Genomic DNA, 17,229 nt, shown 5'->3' on the forward strand with positions numbered 1-17,229 from the left:
GGTCGATGTGATGAGGCTCGCCATCATAGGTATTGGCGCCCGCACCCGAGGCGGAAGCGTCCGCTCATTCAGGCCCAGTTCAGATTGAGCCGACCGAAGTGTCGGCAGCGTGCGTAAGACGCTCGGCGCTTGGTTGGCCGGTCCTTTATGCCTAAAATCGGCCGTTTTCCAGTAAGCCTGCGAGCCCGGTATGTCCGATTTAACCCAACGATTTCTGTTCGACGACACCGATGTCCGCGGTGAGCTCGCCGGCCTCGATGATAGTTATCAGCATGTCCTCGCCAAACACCCCTATCCGGAGCCGGTGGCACAGCTGCTTGGCGAACTGCTGGCAGCGGCATCTTTACTGCTTGGAACGTTGAAGTTCGAGGGTCTACTCGTGTTGCAGGCACGCTCGTCGGGGGCGGTGCCTTTGATCATGGTCGAGTGCTCCAGCGAGCGCGAAGTGCGCGGTATTGCCCGCTACCACGCCGAGCAGATTGCGCCGGGCGCCAATCTGCGCGACCTGATGCCTGAAGGCGTATTGACGCTGACCGTCGATCCGCGTGCTGGCCAACGCTATCAGGGGATCGTGCCACTCGAGGGGGTGGATCTGGCTGAATGCCTCACGGGTTACTTCGCTAATTCCGAGCAATTGCCGACCCGGTTCTGGTTGCGGGCAGATGGTCGACGAGCGCGTGGCTTGCTGTTGCAGGCGCTGCCGCCGGACCGGATCAAGGATCCGAAGGAGCGCGCCGCTCAGTGGGAGCATCTGAGTACCCTTGCCGATACGCTGACGAGCGAAGAATTGCTCGGGCTTGATAACGAAACGATCCTGCACCGCCTCTACCACGAAGAGCCGGTACGAGTGTTCGAGCCTCAACACCTGCGCTTCCAGTGCAGCTGCTCGCGAGAGCGCTCAGCCAATGCGCTGGTCAGCCTCGGGCAGGCGGATGCGAACGCCCTAGTCGAAGAGCACGGCGGGAAGGTCACGATAGACTGCCAGTTCTGCAACGAACGCTACGAATTCGACGCCACGGATGTTGCTCAATTGTTCGCCGGTGGGGGCAGCGAGGCCCCGTCCCAGACACGTCACTAACATCTCTGAAGCGCGCTTGATAGCGCATTGCTACGAGTTGCTATCAATTTGCCGTGGTGTGCATCAAAAAGCGAAGCGGTGGCCGGAACCTTTGGTAAATCATAGGCTCCTACCCATCACGCCCGTTTCTGGCATAATCCAGCGCACTTTTGTGCTTGTAGCCATGTTTTCACTTGGCTACAGCTCGTTTGAAAATCGGCCGTTAGCCGATGGGGAACTCACATGACGCAAGCCACCGTGTACACCGACATCAGCGCCGCCCAGCTCGCCGAAGAAGCGGTCCGCCGCGGCGAAGGCCGACTTGCCGCGACTGGCTCGTTGGTTGTCGAAACGGGCCACCGTACGGGCCGTTCGCCTGCTGACCGCTTCATCGTTGAAGAGCCGGGCAGCCAATCGCAGATCGCCTGGGGCGCCATCAACCGCCCCTTTCCAGCCGATAAGTTCGATGCCCTTTGGGAGCGCGTGAAAGCGTTCAACGAAGGCCAGGAACACTTCGTTTCGCACGTGCATGTAGGGTCTTCCGAGGACCACTACCTTGCCGTCAAGATGACTACCGCCACTGCCTGGCAGAACCTGTTTGGCCGTTGCCTGTTCATCAATCCGGAAACCTACAACCCGCGTGCGAAGGAAGAGTGGCAGGTTCTCAACGTCGCTAACTTCGAATGCGTTCCCGAACGCGACGGTACCAACTCCGACGGCTGCGTCATCATCAATTTCGCCGCCAAGAAGGTTCTGATCGCAGGCATGCGTTATGCCGGTGAAATGAAGAAGGCAATGTTCTCGGTACAGAACTACCTGCTGCCTGAAGCTGACGTACTGCCGATGCATTGCGCCGCCAACCTTGGCGACAATGGCGATGTCACCCTGTTCTTCGGCCTGTCCGGCACTGGCAAGACCACGCTTTCGGCCGATCCGAGCCGCTACCTGATCGGCGACGACGAGCATGCCTGGGGCACCGGCGTCGTGTTCAACATGGAAGGCGGCTGCTACGCCAAGTGCATCGACCTGTCCGAGAAGAACGAACCAATCATCTGGAACGCCATCCGCTTCGGCGCTGTTCTGGAAAACGTTGTACTCGACGAGAACCGTGTTCCGAACTACGCCGACGACAGCCTGACCCAGAACAGCCGTGCGGCCTACCCGCTGGAGTTCGTCGAGAAGCGCTCCGAGAAGAACCTGGGTGGCGAACCGAATGCCGTCATCTTCCTGACTTGCGACCTGACCGGCGTTCTACCGCCCGTGTCGATCCTTAACAATGAGCAGGCTGCCTACCACTTCCTGTCTGGCTACACCGCCTTGGTGGGCTCGACCGAAATGGGTTCGGGCCCAGGCATCAAGTCCACGTTCTCCACCTGCTTTGGTGCGCCATTCTTCGCGCGTCCTGCCGGCGTGTACGCTGAGCTGCTGATCAAGCGTATCCAGGCGTTCGGCTCGAAGGTTTATCTGGTCAACACCGGCTGGACCGGCGGCGGTTACGGCGTCGGCAAGCGCTTCAGCATTCCCACGACACGTGGCGTGATTGCGGCAATCCAGAGCGGCGCGTTGGTTGGTGCCGAGACCGAGCACCTGCCGATCATCAACCTGGACGTGCCGAAGTCGGTACCCGGCGTCGATACCGAGCTGCTGAACCCGCGCAACACTTGGGCGGACAAAAACGCCTACGACGAAGCGGCTAAAGGTCTGGCCAAGCTGTTCATCAATAACTTCGAGAAGTTCGAAGTATCCGATGCGATCAAGGCTGCTGGTCCTCAGCTGTAAGTTATCGCTCGATCGACAAGGCCGCCTTCGGGCGGCTTTGTTGTTTCTGGGATGGTCATATCGAACTCCAAGCGATGCATGCGCTGCGGCTTTGCAGCCGACGCAGGCTCTTGTAGGAGCGGCCGGACTGCGATCTGTCGAGTTTCGTTCAGCTTGCCCGCGAAGGCGAGCACCGCTCGCGACGAAAGCAGCCTGCACCATCGTGTTGAAGCGACAATGCAAGAGCGATCGCCCACAAGTGGGCTCCTACAGTATCGAACCATCTGTTCCCCCTCTTCGTGACGCCGCGCCTTTGTAGGAGCCCACCGGGCTGCGCTCAGCTTGTGGGCGATCGCGTTATGTCAGGCCACACCGAGCAAGCGGCCGGCCCTAATCGCCAGCAAGCTGGCTCCTACAGTCTTAAATAACCCATTACCCATCTGCATAACGCGGCGCGTTTGTAGGAGCCCACTTGTGGGCGATAGCGCCATGCCAGACGACACCGAGCAAACTGCCGGCCTCGATCGTCCACAAGCTAAGCGTAGCCCGGCGGGCGTCTACAAGAGCAGGGGCATCCTCGCGGCATACGTCATCTACCTGACGCCGTATCCAACAACGGCGGCATCGGGCAGTCCAGTATGTTGGCAACAGCACGGAACAGCTCGCCTTCCGCCACGTTGACCTGTCCGTCATGTTCGATGCAGCGGGCGAGTGCCTTCAGCAGCCTGGGTTTCTGCAGGGGTTTTAGACGCTCGAGGCGACGCATGGCGTGGTCCATTCGTTTGAGAATGTCCGGCGGAACGTCGTCCAGGCGACACTCGCCGAAAGGCAGCATGGCCCATCCCTCAACGAAGGCGGCCGCCTGATCGACAGGCCCCATGGAGCCTGCGCGTGCGACGGCGGCAAGCAACGTCGCGATCTCCGTTTCGAAATCAGTCAGGGCGCGTAGCGTCTGCGGCAGCTTTCGCCGCCGGACGAGGTTGCGCTCCACGATGCGCAACAACGTCCACTCCAGGAGTTGCACCCGGCCTTCATTCGCCATCAATCCGCGCATGTCTGCCGCGAGTTGCCGATGACGCGCGGCACTCAGGCGTCGAAGCGCCGGAAAGCTCAGTTCCAGCAGCGGCAATCGGGCACGTGGATCAAGATTTCCAAACGAACGCTCCAGGATACTTAGCCATTGCCGGACCTCCGGCTCCAGCCGATCGCCGAGCCATGCGCTGCGCCGTTCGCGGGTTGCGTTATCGGCGCCTAGCATCAACCCGTAAAGCAATGCCAGGGCGCCTGACGTTTGGTGAGCGGCACGCGCTAAATCCGCCGGTAACGCCGCCAGCGTAGCCTGAGCATCGGCCAGTTCCGGCGCTTCAGGCTCGCCTATGTGGGACAGGCTGCGCGCGATACCGGTAAAACCTTCGACCAGTGCGCCACCCATGAGCATGCCGTGGCCCTGACGGTAGCCGTCGAGACTGCCGTTCCAGGCAGGTTGCAGGCGCCGGATGCGCTGCTCGATCGCCGGATGAGTGTCGAGCCATCCGCCGAAGGCCATAGGCACACCCTGGCTGAAGTACAAATGGCTGTATTCTGCGGCGCGGCGGGCCCTGAGGACGGATCCGGAAAAGCCGCTGATTCGCTTGAGTGCACCAAGAAGGCCATCCAGGTTGCGGGTGTAGCGGACAGCCGATGCGTCCGCGAGGTATTCGCGCTGACGATTGATGGCCGCCTTGATCAAACGGCCACACACCGTTCCGGCATACCCTAGAACCATGAGGCAGACCCCAAGCAAGATCACGAACACGACGGGGCTGTCGTTGAGGTTTCGTCGGCGGGCGATCGCGTGACTGGCGTGTTCGCCACTGCTGGCTAAGAAACGTCCAATCAGGCCTGGCAACAGTATTCCGTGGAGCGCCGAGACCAGGCGCATGTTCAGGCGCATATCACCGTGGAAGATGTGGCTGAACTCGTGGGCGATGACCCCTTGAAGCTCCTCGCGTGACAGGTAGTCCAGCGCGCCACGTGTCACACCGAGCACCGCATCGTTTGGTGAGTACCCGGCCGCGAAAGCGTTGATCGCATCGTCGTCGAGCACATACACGGAGGGCACCGGCATGCCAGAGGCAATCGCCATTTCCTCGACCACCGCCAATAGCGTTCGCTCACGCTCGGCGCTCGGGTCCAGGTCGATCAGGCGACCACCGAGCCGCTGCGCGACCGCATGCCCGCCGGTTCGTAGTTGAATCGTCTTATAGGCCCACCCGAGTACGACCACGCCTACCACCACGGCGCCGACCTTGCCGACGATGGCGTGATCCGCGCCCAGGTCACCGCCCAGAATGTAGATGAGCGCCGCGCTGGTCACGCTGACGAGAACCACGACGGTCAACGTCAGCAAGCCGAGCAAGCGCCAGGTATTGCGTCGAGCCCGATCCTGCTCCTCGAAGAAATTCATGCGCGTGTCGCCGGCCAAGCGTCAGAAACGGATGCTTGGCGCGACCTTTAGCGTCTTGCCTTCGTCGAAGGTCAACGATGCGGCGTCCTGCGCATGGCCAAAGGCACTTGCGAACACGATTGGCGGAAAGCTTTGGCGATACGTGTTGTATTCCATGACCGCGTCGTTGTAGGCCTGCCTTGCGAACGCGATGCGGTTTTCAGTCGTACCGAGCTCGTCGCTGAGTTGCTGCATGTTCTGCGCGGCTTGCAAATCCGGATAGGCCTCTAAGGTCACGTTGAGCCGGCCAAGGGCCTCACGCAGATGGCTTTCCGCACCCGAAAGGTGCGCGATCGCAGCGGCGTCACCCGGCCGTGCAACAGCCGCATCAAGCCCGCTGACGGCGCCATTGCGAGCCTGGATTACCGCTTCGAGCGTCTCGCGCTCATGGCTCAGGTAGCCCTTGGCGATCTCGACCAGATTCGGAATCAAGTCGTAGCGACGTTTGAGCTGCACTTCGATCTGCGCGAACGCGTTGCGGTAGCGCGCACGAAGAATAATCAGACGGTTGTACAGCGATACGACGCAGAGGGCGACGGCGACCAGAACGGCCAGCCACAGCAGCGCGGAAAGGCTCATCGAAAGACATCCTTATCAAGACGAAGCGGTGGCCGAGTTTAGCGGAAATGTTCGTCTGCAACTGCTGGAAAAACCTGCCGAGTCCGCGATTCTGAACCTTGGCCACCGGACCGTTCTCGAATGCATAGATGTCATCACATGAGGTAGAGACCATGCAGGTTCACGTGAACAGCCCACAAATGGCAGGCGGCGAGAGTCTTCAAGCTTGGGTAGGTTCGGCGGTTGCCGATCGGCTGGATCGCTACGATGAATTCCTGTCGCGCGTTGAGGTTCACGTTAGCGACGAAAATGGACAGAAGTCCGGGGCCGAAGACAAGCGCTGCCAAATCGAAGCGCGCCCACGTAACCATCAACCCATCTCGGTGACACACAAGGCCGAATCCGTCGACCTCGCAGTGGCGGGCGCCGCGGAGAAAATGCGTCATGCGCTCGAGCATCTTGTCGGTCGTCTGAGTGCGAAGCCAGCGTCATCCGGGGTGCTTGACGACCCTATTACCGAAGAAAGCCGTTCGGAAGCCGACGCCCTACTGCAGCAGGAGTTTCTCGAGAACCAAGAAGCCCGCGATCGCAGTTAGACGGTGAGTCTGACGCCAGGCGCCTGCGCCTGGCGTTTCTTCGCTCATTTTCAGAGGAGGAACGCATGAATATTGATTTGTCGGGCAAGACCGCGCTGGTGACGGCGTCGACCGCCGGGATCGGTTTCGCTATCGCCGAAGGGTTGGCACGTGCAGGCGCGCGCGTCGCGTTGAACGGGCGAACGTCCTCGTCAGTGGACGATGCGAAAAAGCGTCTGCTGGCCCAAGTGCCTAATGCGGACGTCATCGCCATTGCTGCCGATCTCGCGGATGCCGATGGCGTGGCGAAGATTCGCGAGGTGCTCGATGAAATCGACATATTGGTTAATAACGCCGGGATCTACGGGCCGCAGGATTTCTTCGAAACCGGGGACGAGATCTGGGAACGTTATTTCCAGGTCAACGTGATGTCGGGGGTCCGTTTGTCACGAACCTACCTGCCCGCGATGGAGGCCCGTGGCTGGGGCCGGGTGGTGTTCATCTCGTCTGAGTCGGCCCTCAATATCCCTGCGGACATGATTCATTACGGCGTCACCAAGACCGGTCAGCTGAGCGTCGCCCGTGGTCTGGCGAAACGTATGGCCGGCACGGGGGTGACCGTAAATTCGGTACTGCCAGGGCCGACGTTGTCTGAAGGGCTGCAGAGCATGCTCAAAGATCAGGCGCAGCAGGAGGGGCGGGATATCGAGTCCGTGGCGACCGACTTCGTCATGCAGAACCGGCCGAGCTCGGTCATCCAGCGCGCCGCCACACCCGAAGAGGTGGCGAATATGGTGGTCTACGTGTGTTCCCAGCAAGCGTCGGCGACGTCCGGCGCCGCACTGCGTGTCGACGGTGGCGTTGTCGACGACATCGTCTGATACACACCAGGTACGGTGACGGTTGGCGGCGATTGGACACCTCGGCGGATCAGGTCCAGTTTTATTCACTTCTCAGCACAAGAGAGCCGTACGATGCAGACGCGCCGCCAGTTCGTCCAATCCGTCGCTACCGTTGCGGCATTTGCTGCGCTACCGCCTATGGGGTGGGCTGCATTGTCGGAGCCGATGGCAATGCGAAAGATCCCTGCCACGGGTGAAGCCTTGCCGGTCATTGGCCTGGGTACGGCTAGCAGCTTCAATGTCCCGCTTTCTGATCAGGAAAGCCTGGAACCCTTGCGTGAAGTCGTTCGGACATTACTCAATGGCGGCGCACGCGTCATCGATACCGCGCCCAGCTATGGGTATGCCGAAGCCGCGACGGGCGCACTGACGGCGGATGGTGACCTGCGCAAGAAAGCGTTTCTGGCAACCAAGGTCTCATCACGCGGCAAACAGGACGGGATGGAGCAAATCCACAGCAGTTTCGACGCCCTGCGTACGGACACCATCGATCTGATCCAAGTGCATAACCTGCAAGACACGTCGACCCAACTGGGCCTGTTGCGCGAACTTAAACAGGAAGGACGCGTTCGCTACATCGGCATTACGCATTACGTCGATTCAGCCCATGACGACCTTATCGAGACGATGAAACGCGAAAAGGTCGACTTCGTCCAGTTCAACTATTCCGTGGGCGCACGGCACGCCGAGCAGCGCCTGTTGCCCTATTGCGTCGACAACGGCATCGCGACGCTCATAAATCGTCCGTTTCTGCGGGGTGACCTGTTCGCCAAGGTACGCGAAAAGCCGCTACCGGATTGGGCAGCAGACATCGACGTCCGGACATGGGCGCAGATGATGCTCAAATTCGTGGTCTCCGCGCCGGGCGTGACAGTGGCTATACCTGCAACCTCGAACCCGCGCTATATGGCGGATAACCTGATGGCGGGGCAAGGGCGCATGCCCGATGAGAAAACGCGCGAGATGATCGCAAAGCTGTTTGCCTGACGGACTTAGCCGCGTGCATTCAGGATCGATAGCGCTTCGACTTGCCGTGGCGATCAACGCCAAGGCGGGTGAGCTGGGCGCGGCGATAGCGGGATTCGCGTTGTTCTTCTGCCTGTTCGCCGGCTATTTCATGCTCAGACCTATTCGCGAAGCGATGGGCATCATGGGGGGCGTGGACAACCTGCAATGGTTGTTCACCGCAACCTTCTTCGTGATGCTGGCGGCGGTACCCCTGTTTGCCTGGCTCAATTCCCGCGTGTCGCGGGCGAGCTTCATCGATTGGGTCTACGGCTTTTTTTGCCTCAATCTGCTGCTGTTCGCTGCGTTCTTCGCGCTGCACACCGACAGCGTATGGCTGGCGCGTGTTTTTTACGTCTGGCTGTCGGTATACAACTTGTTCGTCGTTTCCGTCGCCTGGAGCTTGATGGCCGATGTCTTCGATGGAGGGCAAGCCAAGCGGCTGTTCGCCTTCATCGCGGCGGGTGCCAGTGTCGGCGGGCTGATTGGACCAGCAGCCAGTACGTTGCTGATCGGCGTGCTTGGCCACGCGGGCCTGATCGTACTGGCTGCCATATTGCTCGGTACGGCTGTTTTCCTGAAGCGCTTCCTCATGACCTGGCGGGCCACGGGTGGGGCGGGCCGGCCAGGGGCTGTGAGTGCCGAAAATCCCCGGCTACCCGTTGCCGGAAATCCGTTCAGCGGGTTCACCCGGACGATGAGGTCGCCTTACCTACTTGGTATCGCGGGTTTCGTCATCCTGCTTGCCACCGTCAGCACCTTTCTCTATTTCGAACAGGCGCGGGTGGTGGCCGAGCAATTTCCAGATCGTGCGGCGCAAGTCCGGGTCTTTGGTGTGATCGACTTCGTGGTACAGGCGGGTGCGCTGCTTTCCCAACTCTTCATTACCGGCCGGATCGCTGCGCGGTTGGGTGTTCGTGTGCTGCTGGTGATCGTGCCGCTGCTGGTGAGCGTGGGCTTCATCGGTCTTGCGCTCGCGCCAACGTTCGCGATGCTCGCTGCGCTGATGATCGTACGCCGTGTCGGTGAGTACGCCTTCGTTCGGCCCGGGCGGGAAATGCTGTTCGCGACGTTGGACGCCGAGAGCAAATACAAGGCGAAGAACTTCATCGATACGGTCGTTTATCGCGCGGGGGATGCCATCAGCGGGTGGGCCAAGAGCCTGCTCGACATGGTTGCGCAGGGCATATGGCTGGTCGCGGTTGTCGGGGCGCTATGTGCGGTCGCCTGGGGTGTCCTCGGCTGGTACTTGGGTGCTCGTGCGGACCGGGATGCCCATCGTGACCGCCATGCGGCTGAGTAATCGAATGGGCCGATAGTGATGATCGTGAATGCGCAGTGGCTTGTCCCGCGCCGGCTCGCTTAGCATTCCGCCACTCACTTATCTTCCAAGGACACCCATGAACATCGACGAAGCCATCGCCAGCCGCCGCGCGATCAAACAGTACGACGCAGGCTACACCCTGACCCGCGAGCAAAAAGACGCTTTATTGAAGGCGGCGCTGTATGCGCCGTCCGCGTTCAATCTTCAGCATGTACGCCTGGTCGAGGTAAGTGACCCCACATTGCGTGCACAGATCCGCGAGGTCGGCTGGGGCCAGGCACAGATGACGGACGCCTCGATGCTCGTGGTGGTCTGTGCGCAAGTCGACAGCTGGGAAAAGAATGCTCGCCGCGTATGGGAAGGCGCGCCCGCAGAGGTGCAGGACTTCATGGCGAACGCCATCGACAATTACTACCGCGGCAAGCCCGACGTCCAGCGTGATGAAGCGATGCGCAGCTGCGGATTGATGGCGCAGACCCTGATGCTGGCGGCGCGCGGTGCGGGCCTGGAGTCGTGCCCTATGGACGGCTTCGATTTCGAGGCGGTCGCAAAACTCATCAAGTTGCCAGAGAGCCACCGGATCGGTCTGATGGTGGCCATCGGCAAAGGCACCGTGGACGCCAAGCCGCGGGTCGGCAAGTTGCCGTTCGACGAAGTCGTGCTGCGCGATACGTTCTAGCGGCTTTCACGGACATCATCCGAGGTAAACGGTGGAAGCCCTTCGGGATTCCACTCTACATCCGCGCGACGTTGCCGATGTGGGAGCGGACCATGCCCGCGATTTACGTACAGGCGCGTAGAGTGGATCAGCCGTGCAACGGCGTAATTCACCGTTCATGCTCATCGCTGTCGAATCGATCGTCAGCCGAAGGCCGCGCTACCCTGTTCCTTTGGAAGTTCAATACCGACGACCACTGAAATGTCACCGCAATGACATGACCATGAATCTTTTGTGAACATTGGTTCGATCCCCTAGCCGGTAAAACGGGCCGCCGTTACGCTCGCCGGTTGAATCCTGGTGGATGAAGGCCATGTCGTTTCGTATTCGTGCGGGTAAAAAGACGGCCCGCGAGATCAGTCGAGTGGCGGACGAGCGTCTTGCGAAGGCGGTCGAGGCGTTGCGCACCGGTACGCCAAAGGGCGTTCACGACGCGCGTAAGCGGCTCAAGGAAACACGCGCCCTGCTGCGGTTAGTGCGGCAGCCCTTGGGCAAGACGCGGTTTGCTGAGTGGAATGGTCGTTTGCGTGATCTGGCGCAAGATCTCTCCGCGCAGCGTGATGCTGCTGCAATGGTCGAAGCCTGGGATCGCCTCGTCGAAAGGGATCGTCGGCGCTTTTCCAGCGCGGCAATGAAACGTGTCCGAGCGCGACTGTTGGCGCGCGTCGAACAGGCGCCGGAAACGCTACAAGGTCAGAGTGATACCGCGGATGCCCTGGATCAGGTGCGAATGCAGCTTGGGCATTTGCCGCTGGATGCCGCGGGCTTCAAGCTTTTCGCCGCCGGTGTCGGCAAGACCTATGGCGATGGTCGCAAGGCGTTGAAAAGCGTTCAGCGCGCACCTCGGCACGACGAGCTGCGCCATGAATGGCGCAAGCGTGTGAAGGACCATTGGTATCAGGTGCGGTTGCTGCGTGATGCCTGGCCCAAGATCTTCGGTGCTCGCGAAGCGGCGCTGAAAACACTCGCCGATCATCTGGGTGAAGACCACGACCTGTTCGTGCTATCCAATCTGCTCCAAAGCGAGCCGGCGCTGTTCGGTGCGGCCAATACCCAACAGGCTATCCAGGCGGCGATTGCGGTTCGCCAGGGCGAACTGTTCACGGCGGCCATGATCGTCGGGCGCCGGGTCTACGCGGACAAGCCCGACATCTTGGTCAAACGCTGGGCACGCTACTGGCGTGTCGCGCAAGAAGATGCCCAAAGAGGTAGGTTGGATTAGTCACGTAGTGGTGTAGTCCACCTTACGATTCAGCATCGCCGCGGCGCCGGCCGAATCAGGTAAACGATAGAAACCTTTCCGACGTTTACCGTAGGCTTCTGAACGAACCCCGCCGTTGCGCATCAACTATGCTGGTGTTTTTCCGGCCGACCTTTCCCCATGGTGCAAGACAGCCTCTATCTACTGGGTTACCTCGCCTTAACGATCCAACTGCTCGGGTTGATCGCTGCGGCTCATGCCGTGTTTTCCGTGCGTACCTCTCAGGGAGCGATTGCTTGGGCGATCTCCCTTGTGTTCATGCCCTACCTCACGCTATTGCCCTATCTCGTCTTCGGGCGCAGCCAGTACGACGCTTATATTCGGTCTCGTCGGCGGGCCAATCGGCAAATGCGTGACGCGATGGCGGCCCTCGATTGGCGACCCTGGATCGAAGAGGCGCTGGCCGTCTCGGACTCCCAGGAGCAGCCGCATCCATTCCGCCCATTCGCCAAATTGACCGGCGTACCCAGCCTTGCCGGCAACAGCGTTCGGCTGCTGGTAAATGGGACCGAGACCTTCGATGCAATCCTCGAGGCGATAGCCAAGGCCCAGAATGTCGTGCTCGTCCAATTCTTCATCGTCCACGATGACCGCATCGGACGACGACTGCATGCGGCCTTGAGCGAGCGGGCCGCAGCGGGTGTCGCGGTCTATCTCCTATACGACAGCATCGGCAGCCATGCCTTGTCACAGCGCTACGTGGACGAACTCCGTGAAGCTGGCGTGCATGTGCGCGGGTTCTCGGCACGCGGCGGCTTCATCAATCGGTTTCAACTCAACTTCCGCAACCACCGCAAGATCGTCGTCATCGACGGGCAGGTAGGGTTCGTGGGTGGGCACAACGTGGGCGATGAGTACCTTGGCGGTAAGCCGAAGCTGTCTCCATGGCGTGACACGCACATCGAACTCCGCGGCCCGGTGCTGGCCTGCTTGCAGGAATCGTTCGCCGAGGACTGGTACTGGGCTGCGCGCAAGTTGCCGCCGCTACTACTGCCCGAAGCCTATGCCGAGCAGGACGACATGGTGTGTCAGGTGGTGTGCAGCGGGCCGGCGGACGAGGCGGAAACCGGATCGCTGTTCTTCGTGCAGGCGATCAACACCGCACTGGAGCGCGTCTGGATCACCAGTCCTTATTTCGTACCGGACGAAGCGGTGTTCTCGGCCTTGCGCCTCGCCGTGCTGCGCGGCGTGGACGTGCGCCTGTTGCTGCCGTCGCGCCCGGACCATCGCATCGTCTATGCCGCCTCCAGTCTCTACGCTCTGGAAATCGCTCGCGTTGGCGTGCGCGTGTTCCGCTATCAGCCAGGCTTCCTGCACCAGAAGGTGGTGCTGGTGGACGACGAGATCGCCGCCGTGGGCAGCGCCAATCTCGACAACCGCTCGTTCCGCCTGAATTTCGAGGTGATGGTCCTGACGGCAGACAAGACCTTCGCCGACAGCGTAGCGCGCATGCTCGAAGATGATTTCGCTCAATCCGTCGAGGTCGACCCCGAAGACGATCCCAAGCCGGCGCGTATCCAACAGCTGGGCATGCGGGTGGCGCGGCTGGTGGCGCCGGTGTTGTAGCCATTGAACAAACAGTGGCTTCTAGCACCCGATTACGCGGATTGGCATCCGCCCTACGTGTAGACCGGGTGCCAACCCGCGAATGACGCTCTTCTGGAAGGCTACCGACACTTACTCCAGTTGCATCCTGACCGTCGAAGGAGTCGAATGGCTGTCATACGTATTACCCGGAGGCCTGCCTGCCGCCGGCTCTGCAACCTGCGACTGTTTCCAAGCCGTCGTCGCGATGATGAGATAGCCAATGTCACTACGTAACACCATCAATGCGTCCGTATCGCCGAAAGGCAGCCTCGAAACCCTCTCCCAGCGTGAAGTGCTACAACTCCGCGAAACCGGAACCGGCAGTCTCTATTCCCTGTTTCGCCAGTGCGCCCTGGCGATCCTCAACACCGGTTCGCACAGCGACAACGCGAAAACGATTCTCGAGGCCTATCCCGACTTCGAAGTGAAGATCCACCAGCAGGACCGGGGTATTCGTCTGGAGCTGCTCAATGCCCCGGCGGACGCCTTCGTCGATGGCGAGATGATCGCCAGTACCCGGGAAATGCTCTTCAGCGCCTTGCGCGATATCGTCTACACGCAAAGCGAACTGGAAAACAAACGTGTCGACGTCGAGACCTCCAGCGGCCTCACCGACTATGTTTTCCACCTGCTGCGTAACGCCCGCACCCTGCGCGCGGGCGTCGAGCCGAAAATGGTCGTTTGTTGGGGTGGCCACTCCATCAGCACCGAGGAATACAAGTACACCAAGAAGGTCGGGCATGAACTTGGCTTGCGCGCGCTGGACGTTTGTACCGGCTGCGGTCCCGGCGTGATGAAGGGGCCCATGAAAGGCGCCACCATTTCCCACGCCAAACAGCGCATCACCGGCGCCCGTTATTTGGGCCTTACCGAGCCTGGCATCATTGCCGCGGAAGCACCGAATCCCATCGTCAATGAGCTGGTGATCCTGCCGGACATCGAGAAGCGCCTTGAGGCGTTCGTGCGAGTCGGGCACGGCATCATCATCTTCCCGGGCGGTGCCGGTACGGCAGAGGAATTTTTGTATCTGCTGGGCATTCTGATGCACCCGGACAATCGGGACCTGCCGTTCCCATTGATCTTGACCGGGCCACAAAGCTCAGCGCCCTATTTGCTGCAGCTACATGAGTTCATTGGCGCAACGCTCGGCGCCGAAGCCCAGCAGCGCTATGTCCTCATTACCAACGATCCCGCCGAGGTTGCCCGGCAGATGGCCGCGGGGATCAAGGCGGTGAAGCAGTTCCGGCGCGAGCGCAACGACGCGTTCCACTTCAACTGGTTGTTGAAAATCGACGGCAGCTTCCAGCACCCCTTCGAGCCGACCCACGCCAACATGGCGAGCCTCAACCTGACGCGCAATCAGCCAATGCACGAGCTGGCCGCGAACCTGCGCCGCGCGTTCTCCGGCATCGTTGCCGGTAACGTGAAGGCACATGGGATTCAATTGATCGAAGAGCACGGGCCCTACGAGCTACGCGGTGAGAAAGGCATCATGGATCCGCTCGATCGCCTCTTGCAGGCCTTCGTCGAGCAGCACCGCATGAAGTTGCCCGGCGGCTCGGCCTACGTGCCGTGTTATCGCGTGGTGAGCTAGGGGCGTCCGACGGGTGGAAAAGGCTTCGCCGTTTTCCACCCTACGTTCAGGCCGGATCCCACCGGTAAGCGTTTTGGATGTTGTGTGGGACGTCGAGCCAGCGCCGGAGCGGAGAAGCAGGGTGGATAACCCGCGAAGCGGTTATCCACCGAAAGTTTTTAGGGCTATTTGCGCCCGATCCAAGAGCATGGGCCCTCTGAGCAGCCTGCGATACTGCAGCATCGATTAAGGCCGTCGGCCAAACGCAGCCTTGGCCACCGTCCATCCATCAAGCTGCTCATGCAGTGTGAACCCCAGGCCTGGTCGGGCGGGCACGATCATGTGGCCATCGCGGATTTCCAAACGCTCGTTGAACGCCGGTTCAAGCCATTCGAAATGCTCGACCCAGGTCTGATGCTCGTAAGCGGCCGCCAGGTGCAGGTGGATCTCCATGACAAAGTGCGGCGCCAGGATCATGCCGCGGCTCTCGGCGAGGGTCGCCACCTTGAGGAAGGGCGTGATGCCGCCCACGCGTGGCGCATCATGCATCAGCACATCGACGGCGCCAGCGTGTACGTAGGCGTTCACCTCCGCTGCGCTCACGAGCATTTCGCCGGTACCCACCGGGGTGTCCAAGGCCGCTGAAAGCAGCGCATGACCCTCGATGTCGTAGGCATCCAACGGCTCCTCGATCCATTGCAGGTCGAATTGCTCGAGTGCGCGACCCATGCGCATGGCGGTGGTGCGGTCCCATTGCTGATTGACGTCCACCATGAGCGGTGTCTCATCGCCGAGTGCTCTGCGCAGCGCTTCGACGCGAGCCAGGTCCACCTTACGATCGGGGTGACCGACTTTCATTTTTACCCCGCCGATCCCTCGCGCCAACGAGGCCTGCGCCTTCTCGATGATCTCCTCCACCGACGCCTGGAGGTAACCGCCTGAGGTGTTGTAACACCGCACGCTCTCGCGATGCGCGCCCAGCAGTTTCGCCAGTGGCAAACCGGCGCGGCGAGCTTTCAGATCCCACAGCGCGGTATCGAACGCCGCAATTGCCTGGGTCGATACACCGCTTCGGCCTACTGACGCGCCGGCCCAGGCCAACATGCTCCACAACCGCGAAATATCGTTCGGGTCTTCACCGATCAGCAGCGGGGCGACTTCGCTAGCAAAGGCGAATTGCGCCGAGGCGCCGGCGCGCAAGGTGTAGCTGAATCCAAGCCCCTGTACACCTTGCTCGGTTTCTATCTCCGCAAATAACAAGGCGACATCGGCGAGCGCTTTTTGTCGCCCTGTCAGCACTTTGGCATCGCTGACGGCGGACTTCAGCGGGAGGTTCACTGAGCGCAGTTGGATGCGCGCAATACGGTCTCGGGTAATCGATTGGTTGTGCAGGGCAGACTTCATAAGGGTTCCGATTGTTGGCCTTGTTCTGGAACCGATCATAGACAGCCGAATTTATGCGGGTCTAATCTAAAGTCTCACGGGATTTATGCAGTGATTGAATAGATGTTTGATCTTGCTCAGCTTCGTTGTTTTACCGCAGTGGCCACCGAGTTGAACTTCAGCCGCGCGGCGCGACGTTTGAACATGACGCAACCGCCCCTGAGCCGGCAGGTGCAACTGCTGGAGCATCAACTCGGCGTCGAGCTGTTCAGCCGTAACACGCGAAGCGTTGCGCTGACCGCTGCCGGTCGCGCGTTCTTCGTCGAGGCGCAAAGCTTGCTCGAGCGGGCGGAACTGGCCGCGCTATCGGCCCGACGTTTTGCCCAGGGCGACATCGGTACGGTGTCAGTCGGCTTCGTTCCTAGCGCGATTTATGAGTTCCTGCCGCGCGTCATTGCCGATACCAAGGCGCGCCAGCCCGATATCCACATATCGCTCGCGGAAATGAACACGTACGAACAACACGAGGCCTTGGCCTCGCGCCGTATCGACCTGGGGATCGTACGCTCGACATTGCGGCAGTCAGCGGTCTCCAGCGAGTGCCTGGTACGTGAGCCGTTCGTGCTGGCGATGCCCGCTTTCCATCCGCTCGCCAGTAGTGGGTCCATCGGCCTGGATGATCTGGAAGGGGAAGCGTTCATCATGTACTCACATTCGGCCTACCAGCCCTTCAACGAGTTGCTCACAGGGATGTTCAGGTCGGCGCAGATCACCCCAAACTACGTCCAGTGGTTGGGCTCGACTTTGACGATTCTCGCCCTGGTCAACACCGGAATGGCGATCGCGCTGGTGCCCAAGAGCGCGGCAACGATTCGCTTCGAAAGCGTTAAATTTCGTGAGATTGACCTAGGGGAGGGGATACGAAGCGAACTCCACTTGATATGGCGCAGCGATAATGACAATCCCGCCTTCCTGACCATGCTAGATGCTATTCGTCGCGCGGTACCCCGGTGACACTCCTGACAGGTTCGCTGCAGTAAAGG

Annotated in this window: 14 protein-coding genes; 11 read left to right on the forward strand and 3 right to left on the reverse strand. The window is 60.6% G+C overall.

The features are described 5' to 3' along the window. The first annotated feature begins 190 nt into the window (after positions 1 to 190). Both hslO and IEY47_RS10870 read left to right on the forward strand, forming a co-directional pair. Entirely contained in the window at positions 191 to 1,078 is an 888-nt protein-coding gene (hslO, locus tag IEY47_RS10865) for an Hsp33 family molecular chaperone HslO (protein WP_188983244.1), read from the forward strand. Between the two features lie 222 nt (positions 1,079 to 1,300). After that, positions 1,301 to 2,836 carry a phosphoenolpyruvate carboxykinase gene (locus IEY47_RS10870; RefSeq protein WP_188983245.1) on the forward strand — a complete coding sequence of 512 codons (1,536 nt, stop codon included), beginning with the start codon at positions 1,301 to 1,303 and terminating at the stop codon, positions 2,834 to 2,836. 568 nt (positions 2,837 to 3,404) lie between these two features. Here the strand turns inward: IEY47_RS10870 and IEY47_RS10875 are convergent. Together IEY47_RS10875 and IEY47_RS10880 are read right to left on the reverse strand one after the other, a co-directional pair. Continuing rightward, positions 3,405 to 5,261 carry a M48 family metallopeptidase gene (locus tag IEY47_RS10875; protein WP_188983246.1) on the reverse strand — a complete coding sequence of 619 codons (1,857 nt, stop codon included), beginning with the start codon at positions 5,259 to 5,261 and terminating at the stop codon, positions 3,405 to 3,407. Between the two features lie 21 nt (positions 5,262 to 5,282). Next, on the reverse strand, positions 5,283 to 5,879 hold the full coding sequence (locus IEY47_RS10880) for a LemA family protein (RefSeq protein WP_188983247.1): 597 nt from the start codon (positions 5,877 to 5,879) through the stop codon (positions 5,283 to 5,285). A gap of 152 nt (positions 5,880 to 6,031) precedes the next feature. Here IEY47_RS10880 and IEY47_RS10885 point away from each other — a divergent pair, with 152 nt between their 5' ends. The 8 genes from IEY47_RS10885 to ppnN all read left to right on the forward strand — a co-directional run bounded on the left by IEY47_RS10885 (position 6,032) and on the right by ppnN (position 14,824). Further along, positions 6,032 to 6,454, forward strand: coding sequence for an HPF/RaiA family ribosome-associated protein (locus IEY47_RS10885; protein WP_188983415.1), 423 nt, complete (start codon positions 6,032 to 6,034; stop codon positions 6,452 to 6,454). 65 nt (positions 6,455 to 6,519) lie between these two features. Continuing rightward, positions 6,520 to 7,314, forward strand: a complete 795-nt coding sequence (locus IEY47_RS10890) for an SDR family NAD(P)-dependent oxidoreductase (RefSeq protein ID WP_188983248.1) — start codon at positions 6,520 to 6,522, stop codon at positions 7,312 to 7,314. Positions 7,315 to 7,407: 93 nt separating this feature from the next. Beyond that, a complete protein-coding gene (locus IEY47_RS10895) occupies positions 7,408 to 8,322 on the forward strand; it encodes an aldo/keto reductase (protein ID WP_188983249.1) in 915 nt (304 codons plus the stop codon). 13 nt (positions 8,323 to 8,335) lie between these two features. Then, on the forward strand, positions 8,336 to 9,643 hold the full coding sequence (locus tag IEY47_RS10900; protein WP_188983250.1) for an NTP/NDP exchange transporter: 1,308 nt from the start codon (positions 8,336 to 8,338) through the stop codon (positions 9,641 to 9,643). A 97-nt stretch (positions 9,644 to 9,740) separates the two neighbouring features. After that, positions 9,741 to 10,343 (forward strand): nitroreductase family protein, encoded by a 603-nt coding sequence (locus IEY47_RS10905; protein ID WP_188983251.1) that lies wholly within the window; start codon positions 9,741 to 9,743, stop codon positions 10,341 to 10,343. Between the two features lie 352 nt (positions 10,344 to 10,695). After that, complete coding sequence (locus IEY47_RS10910; protein ID WP_188983252.1) at positions 10,696 to 11,604, forward strand: CHAD domain-containing protein; 909 nt, start codon at positions 10,696 to 10,698, stop codon at positions 11,602 to 11,604. Between the two features lie 159 nt (positions 11,605 to 11,763). After that, entirely contained in the window at positions 11,764 to 13,209 is a 1,446-nt protein-coding gene (gene cls, locus IEY47_RS10915) for a cardiolipin synthase (RefSeq protein ID WP_188983253.1), read from the forward strand. Between the two features lie 241 nt (positions 13,210 to 13,450). Next, entirely contained in the window at positions 13,451 to 14,824 is a 1,374-nt protein-coding gene (gene ppnN, locus IEY47_RS10920) for a nucleotide 5'-monophosphate nucleosidase PpnN (RefSeq protein ID WP_188983254.1), read from the forward strand. A 225-nt stretch (positions 14,825 to 15,049) separates the two neighbouring features. Here the strand turns inward: ppnN and IEY47_RS10925 are convergent, their stop codons facing one another. Next, complete coding sequence (locus tag IEY47_RS10925; RefSeq protein WP_229779373.1) at positions 15,050 to 16,207, reverse strand: L-talarate/galactarate dehydratase; 1,158 nt, start codon at positions 16,205 to 16,207, stop codon at positions 15,050 to 15,052. 102 nt (positions 16,208 to 16,309) lie between these two features. Between IEY47_RS10925 and IEY47_RS10930 the strand changes: the two genes are divergently transcribed. Beyond that, complete coding sequence (locus IEY47_RS10930; RefSeq protein WP_188983256.1) at positions 16,310 to 17,200, forward strand: LysR family transcriptional regulator; 891 nt, start codon at positions 16,310 to 16,312, stop codon at positions 17,198 to 17,200. The last annotated feature ends 29 nt before the right edge of the window (positions 17,201 to 17,229 follow it).

This window comes from Pseudomonas matsuisoli (assembly GCF_014647635.1).
GTDB lineage: Bacteria > Pseudomonadota > Gammaproteobacteria > Pseudomonadales > Pseudomonadaceae > Pseudomonas_P > Pseudomonas_P matsuisoli.